Genomic DNA, 20,949 nt, shown 5'->3' with positions numbered 1-20,949 from the left:
CGATCCCCTTGACCGCCGGTGGCCGGTCCGAGTTAAATTCAGGGCATCAAATAAAAAGGAAACTTTCCTATGAGTCGGGGCTGCCCCCCCGGCTCACCGGCGGACGGAGGTGTCTCCCTCTAATCCCGGCCTTGGATGAAGCACCGAAGCTCACCCCCTCGCGAGAAAGCGACACCCCCCGATGAACGCTTCGCGTCCCCCTGTCCTCTCCCGAGCCCGCCGGCCGCTCGCCCGCCTGATCGCCGGCGGGGCCCTCGGCGCGCTGGTGGTGGCCGCCACCGGCCTCACCCCCGCGTTCGCGGCCACCGGCCAGATCACCGGCTACGGCGGCAAGTGCGTGGACGTCGCCGCGGCCAGCAGCGCCAACGGCACGCAGATCCAGCTCTACACCTGCAACGGCACCGCGGCGCAGTCCTGGACCACCAACTCCGACGGCACGATCCGCGCCCTCGGCAAGTGCCTGGACGTGGCCGCCGCCAGCAGCGCCAACGGCACCAAGGTGCAGCTCTACGACTGCAACGGCACCGCCGCCCAGGTCTGGACCGCCCAGAGCGACGGCACGCTGCGCGCCCTCGGCAAGTGCCTCGACGCCACCGGCCCGAGCTCCGCCGACGGCACGCCCCTGCAGATCTGGGACTGTTACGCCAGCGCCAACCAGCGCTGGACGCTGCCCACGGGCACCACCCCGCCCACGCCGGGCAAGATGGCGGGCGCGCCGTACCTGTACATGGGCTGGGGCAGTCCGCCGAGCGCCACCTCGGTGATGAGCGCCACCGGCGTGCGGTCCTTCACCATGGCGTTCATCCTGTCCGGCGGCGGCTGCACCCCCATGTGGGACGGCCAGCGCCCGCTGTCCGGCGGCGTGGACGCGCAGACCATCTCGTCCATCAAGTCGGCCGGCGGCAGCGTGCAGGTGTCCTTCGGCGGCTGGTCGGGCAACAAGCTCGGCCCCAACTGCTCCACGCCGCAGGCTTACGCCGGCGCCGTGCAGCAGGTCATCAACGCGGTCGGCCCCGCGGTGGTGGACTTCGACATCGAGAACTCCGACGAGTTCACCAACTACACCGTGCAGGACCGCATCCTCAACGGCCTGAAGATCGTCAAGCAGAACAACCCGAACGTCAAGATCGCGGTGACGTTCGGCACCACCACCACCGGCCCCGACGCCGCCGGCGTGCGGCTGATCAACCAGTCGCGGGCACTGGCCGTGCCGATCGACAACTACACGATCATGCCGTTCAACTTCGGCGGCGGCGCCAACATGTACCAGGCCACCGTCAACGCCGGCGAGGGCCTGAAGAACGCACTCAAGAGCGCGTTCGGCTGGACCGACGCCCAGGCGTACGCCCGCATGGGCATCTCCGGCATGAACGGCCTGTCCGACCAGCGGGAGACCACCACCACCGGCACCTGGACCCAGATCCGCGACTGGGCCAAGGCCCGCGGCCTGACCCGGTTCGCGTTCTGGTCGGTCAACCGCGACCGTCCCTGCTCCGGCGGCCTCACCGACACCTGCAGCGGTGTCGCGCAGAGCAACTGGGACTTCACCCGCATCACCGCCGGCTTCTGACCCCGGATGCGGCGTCCGGCCCGTTCGCCGGGCGCCGCACCCCGCGGTCCGCGCTGATGACTTCGCCGCGGGCGCTGGCCTACCATGGCCGCAGGGCGGGGAGGCGATCATGGGCGGGCCGGGACGCAGAACGGTGCGCGACCTGCGGCGGGAGAACCGCGCGGCGCTGCTGCGCACCCTGTACTTCTCCGGGCCGACCAGCCGGCAGGAGCTCAGCGGCCGCACGGGGCTGAGCGCGGCGTCCGTCAGCAACGTCACCGCGGAACTGCTGGCCGAGAAGGTCGTCGTCGAGGCCGGGCAGGTGGAGTCCGACGGCGGGCGGCCCCGGGTGCTGCTGCGGGTCAACCCCCGCTACGGGCACGCCATCGGGGTGGACGTCGGCGAGACGCACGTGCGGGTGGAGCTGTTCGACCTGGACATGGCGGTGCTGGCCAAGGCCGAGTACACGCTGCGGCCCGGCCGGCACCACGTGGACCTGGTGGTGCGGCACATCCTCGCGGGCATCGACGCGGTGATGGCGTCCGGCGGCACCGGGCCGGAGCAGGTGCTGGGCGTCGGCATCGGCGTGCCCGGCATCGTGGAGGGCGGGCCCGACGCGCTGGTGCACGCCCAGGCGTTCGGCTGGGACGCCGTGCCGCTCGCCGCCCGGCTGCGCGCGGGCACCACGCTGCCGCTGTACGTCGACAACGGCGCCAAGACCATGGGGCAGGCCGAGTTGTGGTTCGGCTCCGGCCGCGGGGCGCGGCACGCCATCGTGGTGCTCATCGGCTCAGGCGCCGGGGCCGCGGTCATCACCGGCGGCCTCACGTACCGGGGCGCCAACAGCAGCGCCGGGGAGTGGGGCCACACCAAGATCGAGCTCGGCGGGCGGTTGTGCAGGTGCGGGGCCCGGGGCTGCCTGGAGGCGTACATCGGGGCCGAGGGCATCCTCGCGCGGGCCGGGGTGCCGGCCGAGCCGGACGGCGAGCAGGCGGTGCTGGCCGAGCTGGTCCGCTCGGGCGCGCCGGTGATCGAGGAGACCATCGGGTACCTCGGCGCGGGCCTCGCCAACCTCATCAACCTGTTCAACCCCGAACGCATCGTCATCGGCGGCTGGGCGGGCCTGCTGCTCGGGCGGCACGAGCTCGACCGGGTCAAGAAGGCCGTCGAGGAGAACTCGCTGGCGCAGCCGTTCCAGACGGCCTCCATCGTGCTCGGCCACCTCGGCCCCGACGCGGTCGCCCTCGGCGCCGCCACACTGGTCGTGAAGGAGTTCCTGCTCGGCGGCGCACGGCCCTTGTAGGTTGGCCCCTATGAGGCCACCGACCACGATCCCCCGTCCGGCCCCGCCCCGCCCACGACTCTCCGCAGGCAGCGGCCCCCGACCGGCGTGGCCGCACACGGCCGCCCAGCTCGTGCCCGTGCGGCATGACGGGGAAACCGGACGCCGGTCGTCCGCGGGCCGCGGGCGCGGGACGGCGGGCCTGGCGGTGATGCTCGTCGCGGCGGTCATCGGGGCCTGCGGGTGCGCGGACCCGGCGGCGCGCACGGGGCCTCCACCGGCGTCCTCCCCCGCCTCCCCCGCGTCGTCCGCGCGGACGGCCGCCGCGCCGCAGGAGAGCGCGTCGCCGTCGCGGGCCGCGGGGTTGCCCGCGCCGGACGAGGAGGTGCCGCGCGACCCGGTGCGGCTGGCCGAGGCGCTGCACAGCACGACCCGGGCGCTGCGCGAGGCCGTGGACGCCTGGACCCGGAGCGGCGGCGCCGCGCGGGGGCGGCCACCGGAGACGGTGGAGCTGCAGGCGCTGTACCAGCAGCGCATCTACCGGTACGCCGCACGGCACCGGGACCTCGCGGACCGGGCGTTCGCCAAGCTTCCCAAGGCGCTCGCCGCGGAGGCCAGGGACAACACCAGGGCCATCCGCGAGCTGCTCGCCCTGGCCGTGCCCCTCAAGGGCAAGGCGACGTTCGTGGTCAAGCCGCCGCTGCCCGCGGACGTGCTGCTCGGCCACTTCAAGCGGGCCGAGCGCCGTTTCGGCGTCGAGTGGGAGCTTCTCGCCGCGGTGATGTTCGTGGAGACGAAGTTCGGCCGCGTCCGCTCCAAGAGCCACGCGGGCGCCCAGGGCCCCATGCAGTTCATGCCGGCGACCTGGCGCGCCTACGGCCTCGGCGGCGACGTGCACGACGTCCGCGACGCCGTCATGGGCGCCGCCAACTACCTGCGCGCCTCCGGCGCCCCCGGCGACCGCCGCCGCGCCCTGCACGCCTACAACCCGTCCAACGCGTACGTGGACGCCGTCTCGCTGCACGCCCGCCAGATCGAACGCGACCCGCGCAACTTCTACGCCTACTACAACTGGCAGGTCTTCGTCATCACCACCACCGGCGAACGCCGCCTGTCGGGACCCACCTGACCCGCCCCCGGGAACAACCCGCCCCCGCCGTGCCCCATGCCGGACGACAGGCAGCCCGCCTCCGAGGGGCGGCCTTGCGTTCCCATGCCGGACGACACGCACCCCCCGCCTCCGGGGCCCTGGACGCCGCCCTCCGAGGCGGCACGGCTGGGCGGCGTCCGTCCTGCAACGGTGTCCCGGGACCGGCTGTTCTCGCCGGCTACTCCCCCGGGATGGGGGAGCCGGACGGCATGCCGGAAGCGACGTACTCCTCGTAGATCGGGCGCCACGGGACGGCCGTCTCCGCGTGCGGCCCCGCGGCCGGCCCGCCGGCCAGTGCCTTCTCCAGCTCCACCAGGCAGATCGTCCACCCGGCGGCGTTGCGTGCCGCCGTGTCACGCGCCTCAAGCACGTTGGTCATCGTGAAGCGGCAGCCGCCGGGCACCTCCTCCAACTCGAAGCGCATCTCGTCCCCCGCCCAGGTGAACGCCAGCCGGTGCGGCGGGTCGAACACCAGCACCTCACCGGTGGACTCCACCACGTTCGGGTCGTCCGAGAAGGTGATCTTCCCGCCCGCGTGCGGCTCCAGCGTCACCGCGGACGGGAACCAGTGCGCCAGCCCCTCCGGCGTGGCGACCGCCGCCCACACCTTCTCCACCGGATGCGCGTACGTCCGCTGGAACCGCACCGCCGGCCGCCCCAGATCCTCCGTGTAGGTCCCGCGATCCATGTCTCACTCCTCGTCGTCGTTCTCGTCGAGATGCCGCCCGAGCGCGTCCAGCCGCTCGTTCCACAACCGCCGGTACGGCGCCAGCCACGCGTCCAGCTCCGCCAGCGGCCCCGGATCGAGCACGTAGATGCGCCGCTGCGCCTCCTGCCGCACCCGCACGAAACCCGCGTCCCGAAGCACCCGCAGATGCTTGGACGTAGCCGGCTGACTCAGCCCGAGCTCCTCCACCAGCTCCCCCACCGCCCGCGGCCTCCGCCGCAGCAGTTCGAGCATCGCCCGCCGCTTCCCGTCGGTCAGCACGGCCCACATCACATCGGACACGCAGGCAGTATGCCCAGCAAGGAATATAGCCGTCAAGGCATGCAAGGGAAGAGCCACACCAGCGGGACGGAGTCGGCCGCAAGTCGTGCCGACAGAAAGCCTGGCGGCGGCCCGACACCACGCGATGGGTGGATTCCGGTGCTGGCACCTACTGCGCCGAACCAATAGAGTTCCGCCGGTATACCGATTCACAATGGAATCCGACTGGAGCTGATCGGGCTTGACAGCGGGCATCGAGCCGCCGGAACGAATGTCCCCTCAGCGGTCCGTACGCGGGACCAGCCCGGCAAAGGGATGGCGCCCTCGGCCGTTCCGCCAGTTCGTCGTCAAGATGCACAGCAGATGCGACCTGAAATGTCGCTATTGCTACGTCTATAACTCTATGGACCAGAGTTGGAAGCAACGGCCGCGCCGCATCTCCAATGACGTCATCGCGCACATCGCGGCCCGGATCGCCGAGCACGCCCACCGCCACCGGCTCAATTCGGTCCACCTTGTGCTCCACGGCGGGGAACCGCTCCTCGCAGGCGTCGAGCACATACGGCACCTCGTTACCTCCACCACGGACGCCGCAGGCCCCGCGGTGCGTGTCGGCGTCAGCCTGCAAACGAACGGCATCAAACTCGATGACCGATTTCTCCAGGTTTTTCATGAACTGGGAGTGCGAGTGGGCGTCAGCCTGGACGGCGACGCCGCGGCTCACGATCTCCACCGCCGCCACCCCGACGGAAGAGGTAGCCATTCCGCCGTCCTGTCGGCCCTGACACTGCTCACCGAGCGTTACCAGCATTTGTTCGGCGGCCTCCTGTGCACCGTCGACCTGCGCAACGACCCCCTCACCACATTCGAATCCCTGGTGCATTTCGACCCGCCTGCGGTCGACTTCCTTCTGCCGCATGGAAATTGGGCCTCTCCACCGCCGGGCAGGACCGCGGATCCCCGCGCCACACCGTACGCCGACTGGCTCATCCCCATCTTCGACCGCTGGTACCGGTCCAAAGGCACCCGGACCGAGGTACGGCTGTTCGCGGACATCATCCACCTGCTGCTGGGCGGCGATTCGTCCAGCGAGGCGGTAGGCCTGGCGCCGTCGCGCATGGTCGTCATCGAGACCGACGGCAGCATCGAGCAGACCGATACGCTGAAGTCCGCCTATCCGGGCGCGCCCGCCACCGGCTTCCACGTCGCGCGTGACCCGTTCGACGCCCTGTTCCAGCACCCCGCCATCATGGCGCGCCAGATCGGGGAAGAGGCCCTCGCGGCGGAATGCCGGGCCTGCCCCGTCAAGCGTGCCTGCGGTGGTGGCCTGTACACACACCGGTACGACCCCCGCAACGGATTCGCGAACCCCTCGGTCTACTGCGCCGACCTGCTCCGCCTGATCAGCCACATCCGTGAGACCGTCGCGCGCGACATCGCCACTCTGTCGGAAGGCCGTCGATGAGCCCGCCGCACCACGTCGTCCCCGACGAGCACTTCCACGCCCTCGCTGCGGGCGGCGGCGGCGCCGCGAGCGTGGGCCTCCTCGCCCGTGCCGAGTACAGCAAGCATCTCCTCCTGCTCCGCGGGGTGGTGGAAGCCGCGCGCACCGCCAGGCACCCGGACGCCGGAGCGGCACGGGACGCCTACACGTTGCTGTCCGCCGCGCAGAAATGCCATGCGGCCGCCGCGGACGCCGTACTCCGCCATCCCGCGGTGGGCGCATGGGCTTGGCGTACCTTCCGCGCGCTGGACCGCGGCGACCCGTCGCCACCGCACGCTCCAGCCCGTCTGGCCGCGGTCGCCGCCGCGGCAGCCGTCAGAGCGGGGAAGCCCTTCGCCGTCGAGGTGCCCGTCGAGGACGGCGGAGTCATGCTCCCCTCCCTGGGACGTGCCGCCGCCTCGGGCACCACCGCACTGGTCCGCCGCACCACCGGTGACGCCGAGGTGGTCTCGCCCGGATACCGCGTCCTCGTGCCCCGCGATCCCCATCAGGACACCCCGGGCTGGCAGGGCCTGCGGCGGCTGTCCGTCACCGCCAAGGGACGCTCCCTCCACCTCCTCATCGACGACCTCGACCCCTACCGCATGCCCGGAGCCCACGTCAGCAACGAGCGGCTCCCTGCCTCCGAAGTGGAGCGCTGGTTGCGACTGCTCCATGAGGCGTGGGTGATCCTGCGGACGCACCACTGGACCATCGCAGACGAGGTCGCCGCGGCCATCCGGGTGCTGACCCCTCTGGACTCCCTGGCCGACGATCAGACCAGCGGAAGCTCCCGCGAGACGTTCGGCAGCATCGCCCTGTCCAGTCCGCCGGACGCCAGAACCATGGCCCTCACCTTCGCGCATGAGGTCCAGCACGGCAAACTGTCCGCCTTGCTGGACGTCATCCCCCTGCTTCATCCCGCGCCCGGCCGACGCTACTACGCCCCGTGGCGCCCAGACCCGCGGCCTCTCGGCGGCCTGTTGCAGGGCGCGTACGCGTACATCGGCGTCAGCGGCTTCTGGCGCCGCCAGCGCCACCACGAGTCCGCCGACTCGGCCGTCGCGGCGAACGCCGAGTTCTGCCGCTGGCGTGAGGCCGCCGAGCAGACCGCCGACACCATTGCCTCCAGCGGCCACCTCACCGCCCACGGCAAGATTTTCGTCGACGGCATGACCCGCACGCTTCGCGACTGGGCACGGGAAGACGTTCCTCCGGCCGCCGTCGTCCGCGCACGCCGGGACGCCGCCGGGCACAGGACACACTGGCTGGCCCGCAACAGCGACGACGTCAACGGCGCGTCTCCAGGCGGCGGAGCAGTTCACGGGTGAACTCCTGGCCGTCGCCCCAGAAAACCGCCGCGTGCAGATTCATCTGCTCGATGCGCGCCAGGTGATACCGCGCCGCGGAGGCGCCGATCCCTCCCGGGGCTGGATCGCTCAGAACCATGACGTGCGTCCTCCGCGTGACGGACGGCTCATGGGAGCGGAGAAAGGACAGCAGCAGGCGGTAAGAGAGGGATCTCGGATTGTGGCCGACCAGGAGCAGCGGGTTCCTGGTGAGAGCGGCCAGAACCGCGATAGCGACCCTGTTCTCCCCCCACCGCACCTCCCCTGTGTAGTCGATCCTGTCCTTCTCCGAGAGTATGAGCGTCTCGGGTTGATCGATGGAACCCTGCAGATGGCACACCAGCGGCCGCTCAGGCGTCGGCCACACGTCACGGCTTCCCTCCACCGCCTCCTGCTCCCAGGGAAGGATCCGGGTCGTGGGTTCCCGGCCCACCCTTCTCAGCGCCCGGGTCATCTGCCCACCGTGGTCGGTCGTCAGATAGACCGAGATGGGAACGCTGGCCATGAACGCGTGGGGATCGGTGATCTCGTCCTTGTTCCAGCTCTCGTACTCGCGACGGAGATCATGGATGATGGCGGCCGACGCCTCCGCACCGCCGGAGAGGGTCACCGCGAAGTCCAGCACCGCCTCCAAATTCCAGGGATCAGCGAACGGGAAGTCCAGCGCGCGTGCCCACTCACGGCTTCGCTCCTGCATCCTCCGTGTCCTCTCGGAATGCAGGTGGGCGCCGATGATCGGGGTGCAGTCACCCGTGGTGACCTGATAGATGAGGCGTTCCCAATCCGTCTCGTCCATTTCGTGCACCATGCGCCTGCCGCGGGGCGCCAGCACGACCCGCGACATGTCCGGCCGTACTCCGGCCCGCTCACCTGGCCCGTCCCCCTCGGGCCGTTCGGAGGACTCCGGCACCGTGCTCGCGTAGTCGCGAACGCTCTCCTCGTCACCGATCGCACTGAAATAGCGCACCAGTCCGGAGACGAAGTCGCGCACCCCTTCCTCGTCACACTCGGCGATGGCGGATGCCTTCGCGTGACCGACGAGTTCGGCGTATTTGGACCAGTTCGCCGAATCCTGCGCATCGCCGCATCCGGACCCCGCGATCAGGAGATGGACGTCATGCCGGCATCGGGTTGTTTCACTCACCGTCAGTTTCTGCCGGATCATGGACTGCAGGAGCCGGTGAACTTGGAAGGTACGCCGGCCGGAGTCCAGGCGCATGAGACCGGAACTGGTGAGCTCCCCGATCGCACCGTTCACCCGGAGCCGGTTGCGGAAGACGGCAGCCGAATCACCGGGAAGCGGCAGGTCACCCTCCTGGAGCAACCGCCGTGGTATCGACTCCGGGCCGAAGAAGGCACAGCGGGACAGCAGTTCGACGGCGTCGGGGGCAGTGTCGCGCAACTGGTCGAGAGCGATGGTCCATGCGGACGCGAGAGAGACCGGATAGTCCACCGGAGGGTCGTCCATCACCATCGCAGTGCAGGAGCGGACCATCTGGACGTAGTCCTCCGGAGGGCATCCGGTCTTCTTCAAGTAGGCGGCGGCCTGCACGATGGCGAGCGGCAGATCGCCCATCTCGGCGGCGACGAGCACAGCGTCCGCGCGCGTGATGCCGGGGACGCGCTGCTGGAGGAGTTCGACGCTGTCCTCGCGCTCGAAGACGCCGACCTCAAGGGTCGAAGCCACCTCTCCCCAGCGTTCGTGACGGGAGGTGACCAGGACGCGTCCCTCCCCGTGGGGAAGGAAGTCCTGAAGTGTCTCCGGCTGTTCGGCGTTGTCGAAAACCAGCAGCCAGGGGGTCGCGGTGCCGAGGACACGCAGGGCTTCCAGCGTCCCGGGGATGATCTCCTGATCCTCGATGTCGAGCTGGAGCCGCCGGCCGAGAGCGGCCAGACCCGACCTGGCGAGACTCGCTTCCTCGGCACGGACCCACCACACGATCTCGTACGAGGACGCGAACAGGCCCACGTATTCGGCCGCGAGTTGCGTCTTCCCTACCCCACCGGGTCCGACGAGACAGACCGGCCGCCGTCCGGGGGTTTCGAGCTCCCTCCGGAGCCGGTCGAGATGCCGCTCCCGTCCGGTGAACATTCCCTTGACCGGCAGAGCGCCACCGAGGATCCGCGGGGTCGCGTCGGCCTCCCCTCTGCCGGCTGCCTCTCCTCTCGCGTGCAAGGCCGCCTGAAGCGCTCCCCAGCGTTCCCGCCAGTACCCGATCAGTTCCTCGTCGTCGAGCTCGGCACCACCGGCCGCCGGGGCACAGGCACGGCAGGCCATGACGAAGGCCTCCACGAACGGCCATGAAGGCGGCAACTTGCGTTTGCCCCCCAGCACCTCGCTCACCGTGCTGCGCATCAACCGCCCGCGTCCGTGCCGCTCCAGGTCGCGATACGACGGCTTTCCGGCTTCGACACGCAGCGCGGCCAGGTCATCGATGAAGCGCTGGAGTTCCTCCTCCTGGTCAGAAGGCATCGCCCTCGCCCTTCCGATCACCACGGACCGCCACCACACACCCGTCCGAGAACGTCCGGACTAGTCCGCCATTCTCCGGCCATTCTGGCCTTTCCACGTGAAAGTAAACCGAGTCCGTCCTATCTGCATCGGTGTCGATCAAGATCATTGCCGGACGCCATGACGGTGCGTCTCATGGAATTCGTAACGCCGGTCCAGTATCGAATGAGGAAGGCGGCCGTCATGTGGACACAGGCCGGACCATGGCTGGGGCTGCTGCTTTCAATGACCCCTTTCCTGCTGCGCGCGCTCCGTTGGCTGATCTTGTATGCCGGCCTCCGGCTCACTTTGGACAAGGTACGCCAGGCCGACCGGGCGGGCGTGTACCACGATTTCGCGCGCGCATTCACCACTGCGGGTGCCGATCGACTGGCCCCTTCCCCCAGGAGACGACGGCCTAGATCGGCAAAGGGTCGAAGTCGCAATCCATCCGGCGCGCCCAATCGAGTGCGATCTTCGCATCGGGATGGCCGAGCGTAAGCGTCCGCTCATACCCGGCGCGCGCCTCCTCCATGAGCCTGGACGCTTCTTCCTCCGCACCGAGTTGTCTGAGATCGATGGCGAGATTGGCGGCACAGGCGAGGGTCATGGGGTAATCGTCCCCGAGAAGCGCCTTGGTCCTCCGGAGAGTATCCTCGCCCAGCCGCCGCGCCTCTTCGCTTTCTCCGAGAACGGCCAAATCACTGGCGAGATTCACCGCGCAGGTGAGCGAAATATGATGATCGCGCCCCAGGCGGGTATCCAATCCCCTCAACGCAGCCTCGTTGATGATCCGGGCCCCAGGAGCGTCCCCCCTCAGCCGGTACAGCACCGCGAGGTTGGTCGCGCAGCCATAGGCGTACGGATGCTCGGCACCGTAGATGCTCTCGTATCGGGCCACCGCCTCCTCCGCGATGTGGAAGGCGGCGCCCACGTCACCGACCGCGCGGAGCGCGTTGGACAGGTTGCTCGCGGCGGCGATCGTGTCCGGATGGTCGATTCCCATGAGCGTCTCGAGGCGGTCGTGCACGTCCCGGGCGCGCTCCAGGGAAACCTCGAAATTCCCCGCCCTGCGCGCCGCGATGGACAGGTCCTTGGCGGCCCGTAGGGTCCACAGGTGATCGGGGCCGAGTTCCTGCACGCCGTAAGCGTGGGCGTCCTGCCCCACGTCTCGTGCCTCCTCGACCTCGCCGCAGAGGCGGGCGGCCCGGGCCAGCCCGCTCCATGAATGCAGGACATCCGACGCGCTGACGTCGTCGTTCGAACTCTGCTCGCTGAGGGCGCCTTGATGAAGCTCCCGGGCTTTGACGTAGTCGCTGTTCAGCGCGTTGTCGACCGCCAGGTTATTCACGATCTGCAGCGTGGCCGGAGCCTTCGGGCCGAACACGGTCCGGTGCCGGGCGAGGAGATCCTCGTCCAGTTCCTGCGCTTTCCGGAACTCTCCGGCGGCGCGGAGGTCGGCCGCCAGGCCGCTGCTGGCGACGAGGGTCTCCCGATTCTCGCTCCCAAGGATGTCGGTCATCCTCGCCACCGTGAGCCGGTCCATCTCGTAAGCGGTACCGTATGCGCCGAGTTCCCGCACGATGCCGGCCAGGTGACGTCTGCCGATCAGCACATCGGGGTGATCCGCTCCTGAGTTCTTCTGCCATGTCGCGACGAACGACTCGACGAACGACCGGGCGGACTGGAAGTTGCCCGACCGGTAAAGGTAGTAGACGATGTCGAGGGACATCTTGCGGACGTGAACGTCGACGCAATCAGCGACCCGGGAAGGACGGACATGGGGAATAAGCTCCCGGAATCTCCGCCAATTGCCGGTCTTATCGGGATCCTCCGGGGCGGCGCCGGCGAGCAGTAAGTGCACCTCGTGCCGGTACCTCTCCTGTTCGTCGACGCTCAATTCATCCCGCAACAACGCCTGTACCAGCCGGTGCACCTGGATGGAGCGAGACTGCGAGTCTATGTGCGCCAGCGCGAACCGCCCGAGCTCTCTGATGGCCCTGCTGAGGAGTATCGGATTGCCGAGGATGCCCCTCAGCCGGATGTCCCCCACCTTTTCCGCCGACCTGCGGAAGACGTCACGCGGGATGGGATCCGGGCCGAAGAACGCACAGCAACGCAATACGTCGACGGCTTCGGGCAGTTTGTCATGAAGCTGGGAGACGGACAGCGCCCACGCCGCCGTCATGGACAAAGGGTATTCCGACGGCTTGCTCTCGGCGAGGAGATGGCTCGTGCGTTCCTTCAGCAACCGGAGGTACTCGTCCACCGAGATGCCGCTCTCCGCCTGCAATGCGCCGGCTTGTTCGAGCGCGAGCGGCAGGTCGCCGAGTTCCTCAGCGAGACGTTCGGCGTCCTCCGGAGATATGGACGCCCGCTTGCGCAGGAACTCCTTGCTCTCGTCACGACTGAACACGTCGACCGCGACGGTCTCCACCCGTCCCTGCCACCGGTGGTTGCGGGAGGTGATGAGCACGTGTCCCGGCCCCTGCGGGATGACGTCGGCGAGGTCCTCCGGCTGATCGGCGTTGTCGAAGATCAGCAACCAGCGATCGTACGGCTCGCCGCGACGCAGCGCGTCGAGCACCGCGGCCGCCGCCTCCTCCGTACCACCTCCCGCTACGGCGGGAATGCCGAGACGCGGCGCCAGACCGGCCAGCGAGGACTTCACCAGATCGGGCTGATCCGCGGGAATCCACCACACGACGTCATACTCCGACTGATACCGATGCGCATATTCGACGGAGACCTGGGTCTTGCCGACTCCACCGAACCCGTGCAGAGCGTGCGGGACCACGGCGGTCACATCGGTGACGATCCCCGCGTGAAGCCGCTCCAGCAGCTCGTCACGACCCGTGAAGTTCACATTCCTGACCGGGACCTTGCCCCAGACCTGCGGCGCTCGTGTCCCCCGCGCCGGATCGGACCGCGTACCCGTCACGTGGTACCTCCGCAGTCGTCAACTAACGCCGCCTAATCGACATCTTAGATACTCTTTCCCGATCGAACAGTACTTGGATAACCTCGCTTTCGCTGTCATATGGTTACCAAACACTAGAACTATCGTCGTGCCGACTTCCGGAGAGGCCGGTAAACTGTTCTGGGTGGCCCAAAACCGAAGTTCGGTTTGTCGTGATATTTGGCAGGTCCAGCACAGGTTCACCACGCGATCCCCGTCTCGCGTCTGCACATAAGCCGCATGTGAGCACGAGCGCCAGGGCAAGTCATCCCTCGGCCTGCCGCTCGGGGCGCCACCCAGAACGTCAAGGAGTGCATATGGATGACGGCCTCACTGAGACCTGCCGGCTCATCGATGTCACGGGGATCACTCTGGAGGATCTCGACAAGATCGAGTCCGCGCCCCTTCTGCGTGCCCTGCACCGCCTGCTCGAGGTCGACGAGGATGAAATGGGGCCGATCGCGGGCTTCAATCAGAGCATCGACTCCCCGAACGGCATCTGACCGGCGACGGGAGGGCTGTGGCAGAGCATCACATCACATCGTTCCCGCGATCAGGAGTTGGCCGGCCCGCGGTGAGGCGAGGCAGTGACAGCCGCGGCCGCCTCCGATGACTTTCCCCTGGAGCCGTACGTCGGTCTGCGGTCCTACACCCGGCACGACCACGAGCGCTTCTACGGCAGGGACAGCGAGACGATCGAGATCGCCGTGCGCTGGCCGGCGCATCGCCTGACCGTTCTGTACGGGCCTTCCGGCGTGGGAAAGACGTCGTTGCTGCATGCCGGTGTGCTACCCCGCCTGGAAGGGGAACGGGTCAGTGTGCTGCCGATCGGCAGGCTCTCCCATGGGTCGGCCTTCCCGATGGCCGCGGTGCCGCAGCGCAATCCGTTCACTTTCGCGTTGTTGTCGTCATGGGCTCCCGAGGAGTCCCCGATGCGGCTGTCCGGCCTGACGGTCGGCGACTTCCTCCATCGCCTCGGCACCCGGCGGGATCGATACGGCGATCCCATGCCGTTGCTCGTCGCCATCGATCAAGCAGAGGAACTCTTCTACGATTTCCCGCACCGGACAGGGCACCGTGATCTGTTCATCCGGCAGCTCGTCGAGGCACTGGAGCGGAACAAGGATCTGCGGCTGTTGCTGACGATCCGTGAGGACTATCTGGCTCGGCTGTTGCCGTACGAGCAGCGGCTGAGCCAGGGGGAGCCCGGAAAGGTCTCCCTGGGCCCTTTCGACGAGCGGCGGGCGCTGACGGCGATCCGCGCACCGCTGGAGGGAACCGGACGGTCGTTCGCGCCCGGGGCGGCCGAGCGGCTGGTGCGGGATCTGCGGACGGTCGAGATCCTCGGGCCCGGCGGACCGACAAGGATACTGACCGACACCATAGAACCCGTCGCATTGCAGGTGGTCTGCTCAAGCTTGTGGCGGTCGTGTCCCCAGGACCTGTCGGTGATCACTCCTGAGCACGTGGACCGGCACACCGACGTGGATCGGTCGCTCAGCGAGTTCCTCGACCGGGCCCTCACTGAGGTGGCCGGTGACCACGACATCCCGGTCGAGGAACTCCGGAGGTGGCTCCGCGCCACTTTCATCACCGAACTGGGCACCCGGGCGAGTGCGTACGGGGGCACGACACAGACGGCGGGAATGAGGAACAGCGTCGTGAAGTCGCTGATCGACAGGCATGTTCTCAAGACCGAGGTGCGGTCGGGGTCGCGATGGTGCGAGTTGCAGCACGACCGGCTGTTACAGCCGGTGGAGCGTTCGGTCGAGCAGCCGGTGGTCTCGTGGAACGCGGACAGTGGGCCGGCGAGTGCGTCACAGTACCTCCATGTCGCGGGTCAGGCACTGGCGGAGGGCGAGCTCGATCTGGCGGAAGCGCACGCCAAGACGGCACGGAGCCTGTGCGGGGACGGCGACCTGCGAGTCCGCGCGGAGATCGAGTCGTTTCTCGGCAACGTCGCTCTCTCCCGGGCCGAATGGGCGGAAGCCGAGGTGAGGTGGGCGGAAGCCGTGGAGAGGCATCGCCAAGCCGCGCACCTGTACGAGGCGCTGGGTGACACGGCCGCGGTGGGAGTACAGCTCGCCGCGATCGGCCGGCTGCGGCTGCTTCAGGGGCGCACGGCCGAGGCGATAGACCATCTACGGGCCGCGGTGGCGCGCGTGCCGCATGATCTGATGGTCAAGACACAGCTCAGCTGGGCGCTGTGGAACAACGGGGATCACCGTGCCGCCCTGCCCATCGTCACCGAGGTGCTGGAGCTGGGCGGTGACGTGACACTCGCCTTACGGGTGCGCGGAGAGTTGCTGGCCGACCTCGGCAGGGCGGCCGAGGCGCTGCGGGATCTGGACCGGATCCGCGGCCGTCAGCCGGACGCCACGACCGTCGCGGCCCGCGCACTGACGCTGGCGCTCCTCGGGGAACGACGGCAGTCTCTGGAGGAAGTGGACGCGGCACTCGCCATGGCACCGGACCATGGTCTCGTGGCCTACTTCGCCGCGCGGGCCGTCGACGCTCTGGGGGATCAAGAACGCGCCATGACGATCGCCCGGCAGGCGGCCGGTGCGGCGAACCCGCCGCTGACCGAGGTGCAACACCGTAGGCTGGCGACGCTGCTCTGAGCCGGCAGAGCAGTCCCATGCCGGCATCAGCGAGGAAGATGCACGGCATGCGCGCAGCGTCGGCTTCAGGAGAGGGGCCCATGCAGACACCTCTGACCGGTGGGGTACGGCTGCCCGACGGGGCCTGGGTGCGTGGGCGCGGGCTGCGACGGGCGGCTCCGGTTGGGCCGATGCCGGAGTTCGGGCTTTATCTCGGGTCGGGGCGGTTGCGGCAGCGACATGACGGGGTGCTGTCGTGGCCGCACGAGTGGCTCGTGTGGCCGGATTTCCTGCTGCCCGTCGACCGGGACACCGCGGCGCGGGCCGTCGTGGGACTGCATCTGCGGGCGCTGGCCGGTGAGGCCGTCGAGGTGGCCTGTGGCGGAGGGGTCGGCCGTACCGGGACCGTGCTGGCCTGTCTGGCCGCGCGCGCGGGCCTCGCGCCGGACGAGGCCGTCGCGTGGGTGCGGGAACGGCATCATCGCCGGGCCGTGGAGACGCCGTGGCAGCGCAGGTGGGTGGCCTGGTTCGCCGGGTCGTCCTATGGGCGGGACGGCGCCTGACGGAGCGTGGCGAAGGGGCCGTGTTCGAGGGCGTGGACACGTGCGGCGGCGGCCTCGTAGCGGGCGGCGAGGGCGCCGAGGCGGTCGTGGAGGCGGGAGGGGTCGGTCAGGGCCTGGGTGAGGAGCTGGGCGCGGCCGGACTCCAGGGCGGTGACGGCTTCCTGGGGGGTGGCGGCTTTGAGCAGGGCGTGGGCGGCCTCCGTCGAGACGCCGGTGCCGGCGTGGAGCCAGGTCTCGCGGTGGGGGCGGGTGTGCTGGCGGCGGAAGAGCTGGTGGGCGGCGTCGAGGGTGATGCGGTAGGCCTCGGCGGACTCGGGCCAGGCGGCGCGGGTGGCGGCCCACGTCGCCCAGCGGCGGGAGGTCTCCAGGGCGATCTCGGACTGGCGGGCCAGGGCTTCGGCGCAGGCCTGGCGGTAGGTGTCCACGGCGGCGACGAGGTCGGTCCAGTGGCCGCCGGCGTCGTAGGAGCGGCTGTAGGCCCAGGCCAGGTGGGCGCGGACGAGGGGGCGGATGTGGCCGCCGGGCGGGGTGCTGCGCACGGCCCGGGTGAAGGCGTGGACGGCGCCGTCGAGGTCGCCGGGGGCGGCCCACTCGGGGGCGTTGCGGGACAGCAGGGTGAGGCCGAGGCCGTTCCACAGCAGCGCGGCCTGGGGGGAGCGGGCGGGGCAGAGGGTGACGGCGCGGGTGAAGGCCTCCTCGGCGGCCTCCAGGGCTTCGAGGTCGTCGCCGTCCTCGAAGCGGCTCAGGTGGGCGGTGCCGAGGTTGCCCAGGCAGACCGGCAGGTACGGCGAGTCGGGCGGCAGCTCGGCGGCGGCGCGTTCCAGGACGCGCAGGGCACGGTCCAGCGTGGCGCGGGTGCGGTCGCGGGTGTGACGCAGTTGCAGGACACGGCCGAGGGAGGCGCGCATGGCCGGCGCCTCGGGCGACCCCTCACCGGCCGCGAGGGCCCGCTCGGCGATCTCCAGCGCGTCGTCGAGGTCGGCCAGGGCGCCCGCGCGCTCGTACCGGGTGGTCAGGCAGTTGACGAGGGTGCTGAGAAAGACAGGCGGAGCCTCACCGACAACGACGCCGATGTCGGTCTCGGTGTCGGTCTCGGTGTCGGTCTCGGTCTCGGTCTCGGTGTCGGTCTCGGTGTCGGTGTCGGTGTCGGTGTCGGTGTCGGCCGGATCGTCGGCGGCCGCTCCACGGGCCGCGGAGACCGTCGCGGGGGCCGGGTCATCCACTCCACGGGCCGCGGGGTCCATCCCGGGAGCCGCGGAACCCGGGATGCGGGCCGCTGGATCCATCCCGGGAGCCGGGTGACCCGCTCCATGGGCCGGGGAGCCGGCTGCGACGGCGCGGCGGCAGGCGTTGATGGCCTCGTCAAGGCGGGTGGGGTCGCCGTCGAGTTCGTACAGCATGCCGAGGTGTACGGCGAGGTCGTGCAGGATGACCGGGCTGGCGGCTCGCGGGCCGAGGAGGCGGACGGCGGTGGCGATGGTCTCGGTGGCGGCGCGCAGGTCCTCGGGGCGGCCGTGACGTTCGTAGCGGAAGCCGAGCACGTTGCCGAGGGCGGTGAGGTGGTCGGGGCGGTCGGGGGAGTCCTCCGGGGTGGCCGCCACGCAGACCTGGAACGCCGTGATCGACAGGTCGAGCGTGTCGTCGTCGGAGCGGACGAGGAAACGCTCGGCCGCCGCCAGGCCCAGCACGTACGTCATCGTGGCGCGGCCGGACGCGGGTGCCTCGTGGAACAGCGGGTGCGTCACCAGCGCGGACAGCAGCTCGATCGCCCGGTCCCTGGCCTCGTCGCCGCCGCCGTCCTCCACGGCCTCCCGCGCCGCCACCGCGGCCAGCCACGCCTCACGCAGCCCCTCGGGCACCCCCTCGGCGAGGACCGCCGCGAACGCCGCGTCGAGGCCGTGCCGCCTGGCGTCGCGCAGCAGGTCGCGGTGGTAGATCAGTACCCGCACGGTGTGCGGGTCGTCCTCGGCGGCGATCCACTCCGCCAGCACCTCGTCGGCCGTGCCGGACAGCAGCTCCGGGTGCCGCTCCACGATCCGGCGGGACTCGCCCCACGAGTCGGCGCCCGCGAAGCGGCCGAGGAGCTTACGCAGGCGTTTCCGGCTCTCCTTGCGCGAGCCGGGCCAGGTCATGACGTGGCGGGCTTGGTGAGGGCGCGGGAGATGACGAGGCGCTGGATCTGGTTGGTGCCCTCGACGATCTGCAGGACCTTGGCCTCGCGCATCAGGCGCTCGGCGGGGAAGTCCTCGACGTAGCCGTAGCCGCCGAGGACCTGCACGGCGTCGGTGGTGACCTTCATGGCGGTGTCGCTGGCCAACAGCTTGGCCATGGCGGCCTGCGTGCCGTACGGGCGGCCGGCGTCGCGCAGGCGCGCGGTGTCCAGGTACAGGGCGCGGGCGGCGGCGACCTGGGTGGCCATGTCGGCGAGCATGAAGCCGAGGCCCTGGAAGTCGGCGATGCGCGAGCCGAACTGGCGGCGCTCGCCCGCGTACGCCACGGCGAGGTCCAGGGCGGCCTGGGCGACGCCGACGGCGCACGCGGCGATGCCGAGGCGGCCGCCGTCCAGGGCCGCCATCGCGATGCGGAACCCCTCGCCCTCGGCACCGGTCAGGGCCTCGGGCGGCAGGCGCACCCCGTCCAGGCGGACCTGCGCGGTCGGGGAGGAGCGCATGCCCATCTTGCGCTCGGGACGGCCGAACGACAGGCCGGGGGTGTCGGCCGGGACGTGGAAGCAGGAGATGCCGCGGGCGCCGTCGCCGGAGGTGCGGGCCATCAGGGTGTAGAAGTCCGCCACGCCGCCGTGGGTGGTCCAGGCCTTCACGCCGTCCACGACGTAGCCGCCCTCGGGGTCCGGCACGGCCTTGGTGGTGAGCGCGGCGGCGTCGGAGCCGGACTGCGGCTCCGACAGGCAGTACGCGCCGAGCGTCTCGCCGCCGAGCAGGCCCGGCAGCAGCTCGGCGCGCCGCTCCGCGGTGCCGTACGCGGCGATCGGGAAGCACGACAGCGTGTGCACCGACAGGCCCAGGCCGACGGCGAGGAACGCCCCGGCCAGCTCCTCGACCACCTGGAGGTACACCTCGTACGGCTGTGCCGCGCCGCCGTACTCCTCCGGGTAGGGCAGGCCGAGCAGCCCCGAGCGGCCGAGCGTGGTGAACACCTCGCGCGGGAACCGGCCCTCGGCCTCGTCGGCGGCGGCACGCGGGGCGACCTCCTTGGCGATCAGGTCGCGCACGAGGTCGATCAGGTCGTGGGCCTCGGGGGTGGGCAGAGTGCGGTCGACCGGCATGGCGGGCTCCAGGTCACGTGGGGGCGCCGGGGGCGGCCCCGGGTGGCGGCGCCGCCGCGGGCATCGCCGCACCTCGCCGGGGGGCGGGGGCGGGGCCGGGTGGCGGCGCCGTCGCGGGCATGGTCAGACCACGATGAGGTCGCGGGGGCGGTCGTTGAGACGTTCGGCGCCGGTCTCGGTGCACACCACGATGTCCTCGATGCGGGCGCCGTGGCGGCCGGCGAGGTAGATGCCGGGCTCGACGGAGAAGGCGTGGCCGGGGGCCAGCGGCTCGGTGTTGCCGGACACGATGTAGGGGTCCTCGTGGGTCTCCAGGCCGATGCCGTGCCCGGTGCGGTGGATGAAGCGGTCGCCGTACCCGGCGTCCTCGATCACCTCGCGGGCGGCGGCGTCCACCGACTCGCACGTCACGCCGGGCCGCACCGCCGCGCAGGCGGCCTCCTGGGCACGCCGCAGCACCTCGTAGTAGGCGGCGAAGTCGGCGGGCGGCTCGCCGACGCAGTAGGTGCGGGTGGAGTCGGAGCAGTAGCCGCTCGGCATGTGGCCGCCGATGTCCACCACCACGGGGTCGCCGTGCTGGATCACCCGGTCGGACAGCTCGTGGTGGGGGCTCGCGCCGTTCGGGCCGGAGCCCACGATGACGAAGTCGGCGGTGACGTGCCCGGCGGCGATGATCGCGGCGGCGATGTCGCGGCCCACCTCGCGCTCGGTGCGGCCCGCCTTCAGGAAGGACGGCACCTGGGCGTGCACGGCGTCGATGGCGGCACCCGCCTCGCGCAGCGCCGCGACCTCGGCGGGGCTCTTGCGGGTGCGCAGCGTGCCGATCACCGGGCCGGCGAGCACCTGGCGGGCGCCCGGCAGGGCGTCGCGGAAGCGCAGCGACTGCATGGCCCACATGGTGTCGGCCAGCCCGACCGTGCCCACCTCGCCGAGGCGGCGGGCCACCAGGGCGAACGGGTCGTCGGTCTCCTCCCAGGAGACGAACTCCAGCCCGAGACGCCCGGCCGGGGAGTGCTCGGCGGCGGGCAGCTCCAGCCGCGGCACCACCATGAACGGCTCGCCGCCGGCGCGCACCACCAGGCAGGTGAGCCGCTCGAGCGGCATGGCGTCGTAGCCGGTGGCGTACCGCAGGTCCGGCCCGGGGGTGAGCAGCAGCGCGTCGACGCCGGCCGCGGCGGCGGCCTCGCGCAGCGCCGCCACGCGGGTCACGGGGAACAGGTCAGAGGTCGTCGTCACAGGGCCCAATGTA

At 70.5% G+C, this 20,949-nt stretch carries 15 protein-coding genes; 8 read left to right on the top strand and 7 right to left on the bottom strand.

What is annotated here, in order from left to right; translation table 11 throughout:
- Positions 1-181: 181 nt before the first annotated feature.
- From ABGB17_RS14390 to ABGB17_RS14380, 3 genes are all read left to right on the top strand, one after another.
- Complete coding sequence (locus ABGB17_RS14390; protein WP_347629456.1) at positions 182-1,570, top strand: ricin-type beta-trefoil lectin domain protein; 1,389 nt, start codon at positions 182-184, stop codon at positions 1,568-1,570.
- Between the two features lie 109 nt (positions 1,571-1,679).
- Entirely contained in the window at positions 1,680-2,852 is a 1,173-nt protein-coding gene (locus tag ABGB17_RS14385) for an ROK family protein (RefSeq protein WP_347629454.1), read from the top strand.
- 118 nt (positions 2,853-2,970) lie between these two features.
- The gene (locus ABGB17_RS14380; RefSeq protein ID WP_347629451.1) at positions 2,971-3,960 is read left to right on the top strand and encodes a lytic transglycosylase domain-containing protein; all 990 of its coding nucleotides are present in this window, start codon (positions 2,971-2,973) and stop codon (positions 3,958-3,960) included.
- A gap of 199 nt (positions 3,961-4,159) precedes the next feature.
- Here the strand turns inward: ABGB17_RS14380 and ABGB17_RS14375 are convergent, their stop codons facing one another.
- Entirely contained in the window at positions 4,160-4,669 is a 510-nt protein-coding gene (locus ABGB17_RS14375) for an SRPBCC family protein (RefSeq protein WP_347629449.1), read from the bottom strand.
- 3 nt (positions 4,670-4,672) lie between these two features.
- Positions 4,673-4,990 carry a metalloregulator ArsR/SmtB family transcription factor gene (locus tag ABGB17_RS14370; protein ID WP_347629447.1) on the bottom strand — a complete coding sequence of 106 codons (318 nt, stop codon included), beginning with the start codon at positions 4,988-4,990 and terminating at the stop codon, positions 4,673-4,675.
- Between the two features lie 250 nt (positions 4,991-5,240).
- On the opposite strand from ABGB17_RS14370, the gene ABGB17_RS14365 reads away from it, so the two are divergent.
- Together ABGB17_RS14365 and ABGB17_RS14360 are read left to right on the top strand one after the other, a co-directional pair.
- Positions 5,241-6,434: an FxsB family cyclophane-forming radical SAM/SPASM peptide maturase gene (locus tag ABGB17_RS14365; protein WP_347629667.1), complete on the top strand. Its 1,194-nt coding sequence runs from the start codon at positions 5,241-5,243 to the stop codon at positions 6,432-6,434.
- A complete protein-coding gene (locus ABGB17_RS14360; RefSeq protein ID WP_347629445.1) occupies positions 6,431-7,783 on the top strand; it encodes an HEXXH motif domain-containing protein in 1,353 nt (450 codons plus the stop codon). Before ABGB17_RS14365 ends, ABGB17_RS14360 begins: the two co-directional genes overlap by 4 nt.
- Here ABGB17_RS14360 and fxsT (ABGB17_RS14355) read toward each other — a convergent pair.
- Positions 7,743-10,274 (bottom strand): FxSxx-COOH system tetratricopeptide repeat protein, encoded by a 2,532-nt coding sequence (gene fxsT / locus ABGB17_RS14355; protein ID WP_347629443.1) that lies wholly within the window; start codon positions 10,272-10,274, stop codon positions 7,743-7,745. The genes ABGB17_RS14360 and fxsT (ABGB17_RS14355) overlap by 41 nt on opposite strands.
- Before the next feature lie 436 nt (positions 10,275-10,710).
- Positions 10,711-13,233 (bottom strand): FxSxx-COOH system tetratricopeptide repeat protein, encoded by a 2,523-nt coding sequence (gene fxsT, locus ABGB17_RS14350; protein WP_347629441.1) that lies wholly within the window; start codon positions 13,231-13,233, stop codon positions 10,711-10,713.
- A 335-nt stretch (positions 13,234-13,568) separates the two neighbouring features.
- Between fxsT (ABGB17_RS14350) and fxsA the strand changes: the two genes are divergently transcribed.
- From fxsA to ABGB17_RS14335, 3 genes are all read left to right on the top strand, one after another.
- A complete protein-coding gene (gene fxsA / locus ABGB17_RS14345) occupies positions 13,569-13,754 on the top strand; it encodes an FxSxx-COOH cyclophane-containing RiPP peptide (RefSeq protein ID WP_347629439.1) in 186 nt (61 codons plus the stop codon).
- Positions 13,755-13,838: 84 nt separating this feature from the next.
- Entirely contained in the window at positions 13,839-15,872 is a 2,034-nt protein-coding gene (locus ABGB17_RS14340; RefSeq protein ID WP_347629437.1) for a hypothetical protein, read from the top strand.
- Positions 15,873-15,952: 80 nt separating this feature from the next.
- Positions 15,953-16,414, top strand: coding sequence for a protein tyrosine phosphatase (locus ABGB17_RS14335; protein WP_347629435.1), 462 nt, complete (start codon positions 15,953-15,955; stop codon positions 16,412-16,414).
- On the opposite strand, the gene ABGB17_RS14330 is transcribed toward ABGB17_RS14335, so the two are convergent.
- The 3 genes from ABGB17_RS14330 to ABGB17_RS14320 form a co-directional block, all read right to left on the bottom strand.
- Complete coding sequence (locus ABGB17_RS14330) at positions 16,393-18,546, bottom strand: hypothetical protein (protein ID WP_347629433.1); 2,154 nt, start codon at positions 18,544-18,546, stop codon at positions 16,393-16,395. The genes ABGB17_RS14335 and ABGB17_RS14330 overlap by 22 nt on opposite strands.
- Positions 18,543-19,700, bottom strand: a complete 1,158-nt coding sequence (locus tag ABGB17_RS14325; RefSeq protein WP_347629431.1) for an acyl-CoA dehydrogenase family protein — start codon at positions 19,698-19,700, stop codon at positions 18,543-18,545. The genes ABGB17_RS14330 and ABGB17_RS14325 overlap by 4 nt, the downstream gene beginning before the upstream one ends.
- Positions 19,701-19,823: 123 nt before the next feature.
- Positions 19,824-20,936 carry a Xaa-Pro peptidase family protein gene (locus ABGB17_RS14320; RefSeq protein WP_347629429.1) on the bottom strand — a complete coding sequence of 371 codons (1,113 nt, stop codon included), beginning with the start codon at positions 20,934-20,936 and terminating at the stop codon, positions 19,824-19,826.
- Positions 20,937-20,949 lie beyond the last annotated feature (13 nt).

The organism is Sphaerisporangium sp. B11E5 (genome assembly GCF_039871875.1).
Taxonomy (GTDB): domain Bacteria; phylum Actinomycetota; class Actinomycetes; order Streptosporangiales; family Streptosporangiaceae; genus Sphaerisporangium.
Note: the sequence above shows the minus strand (reverse complement) of the source record. Positions and strands in the feature narration are given on the sequence as shown.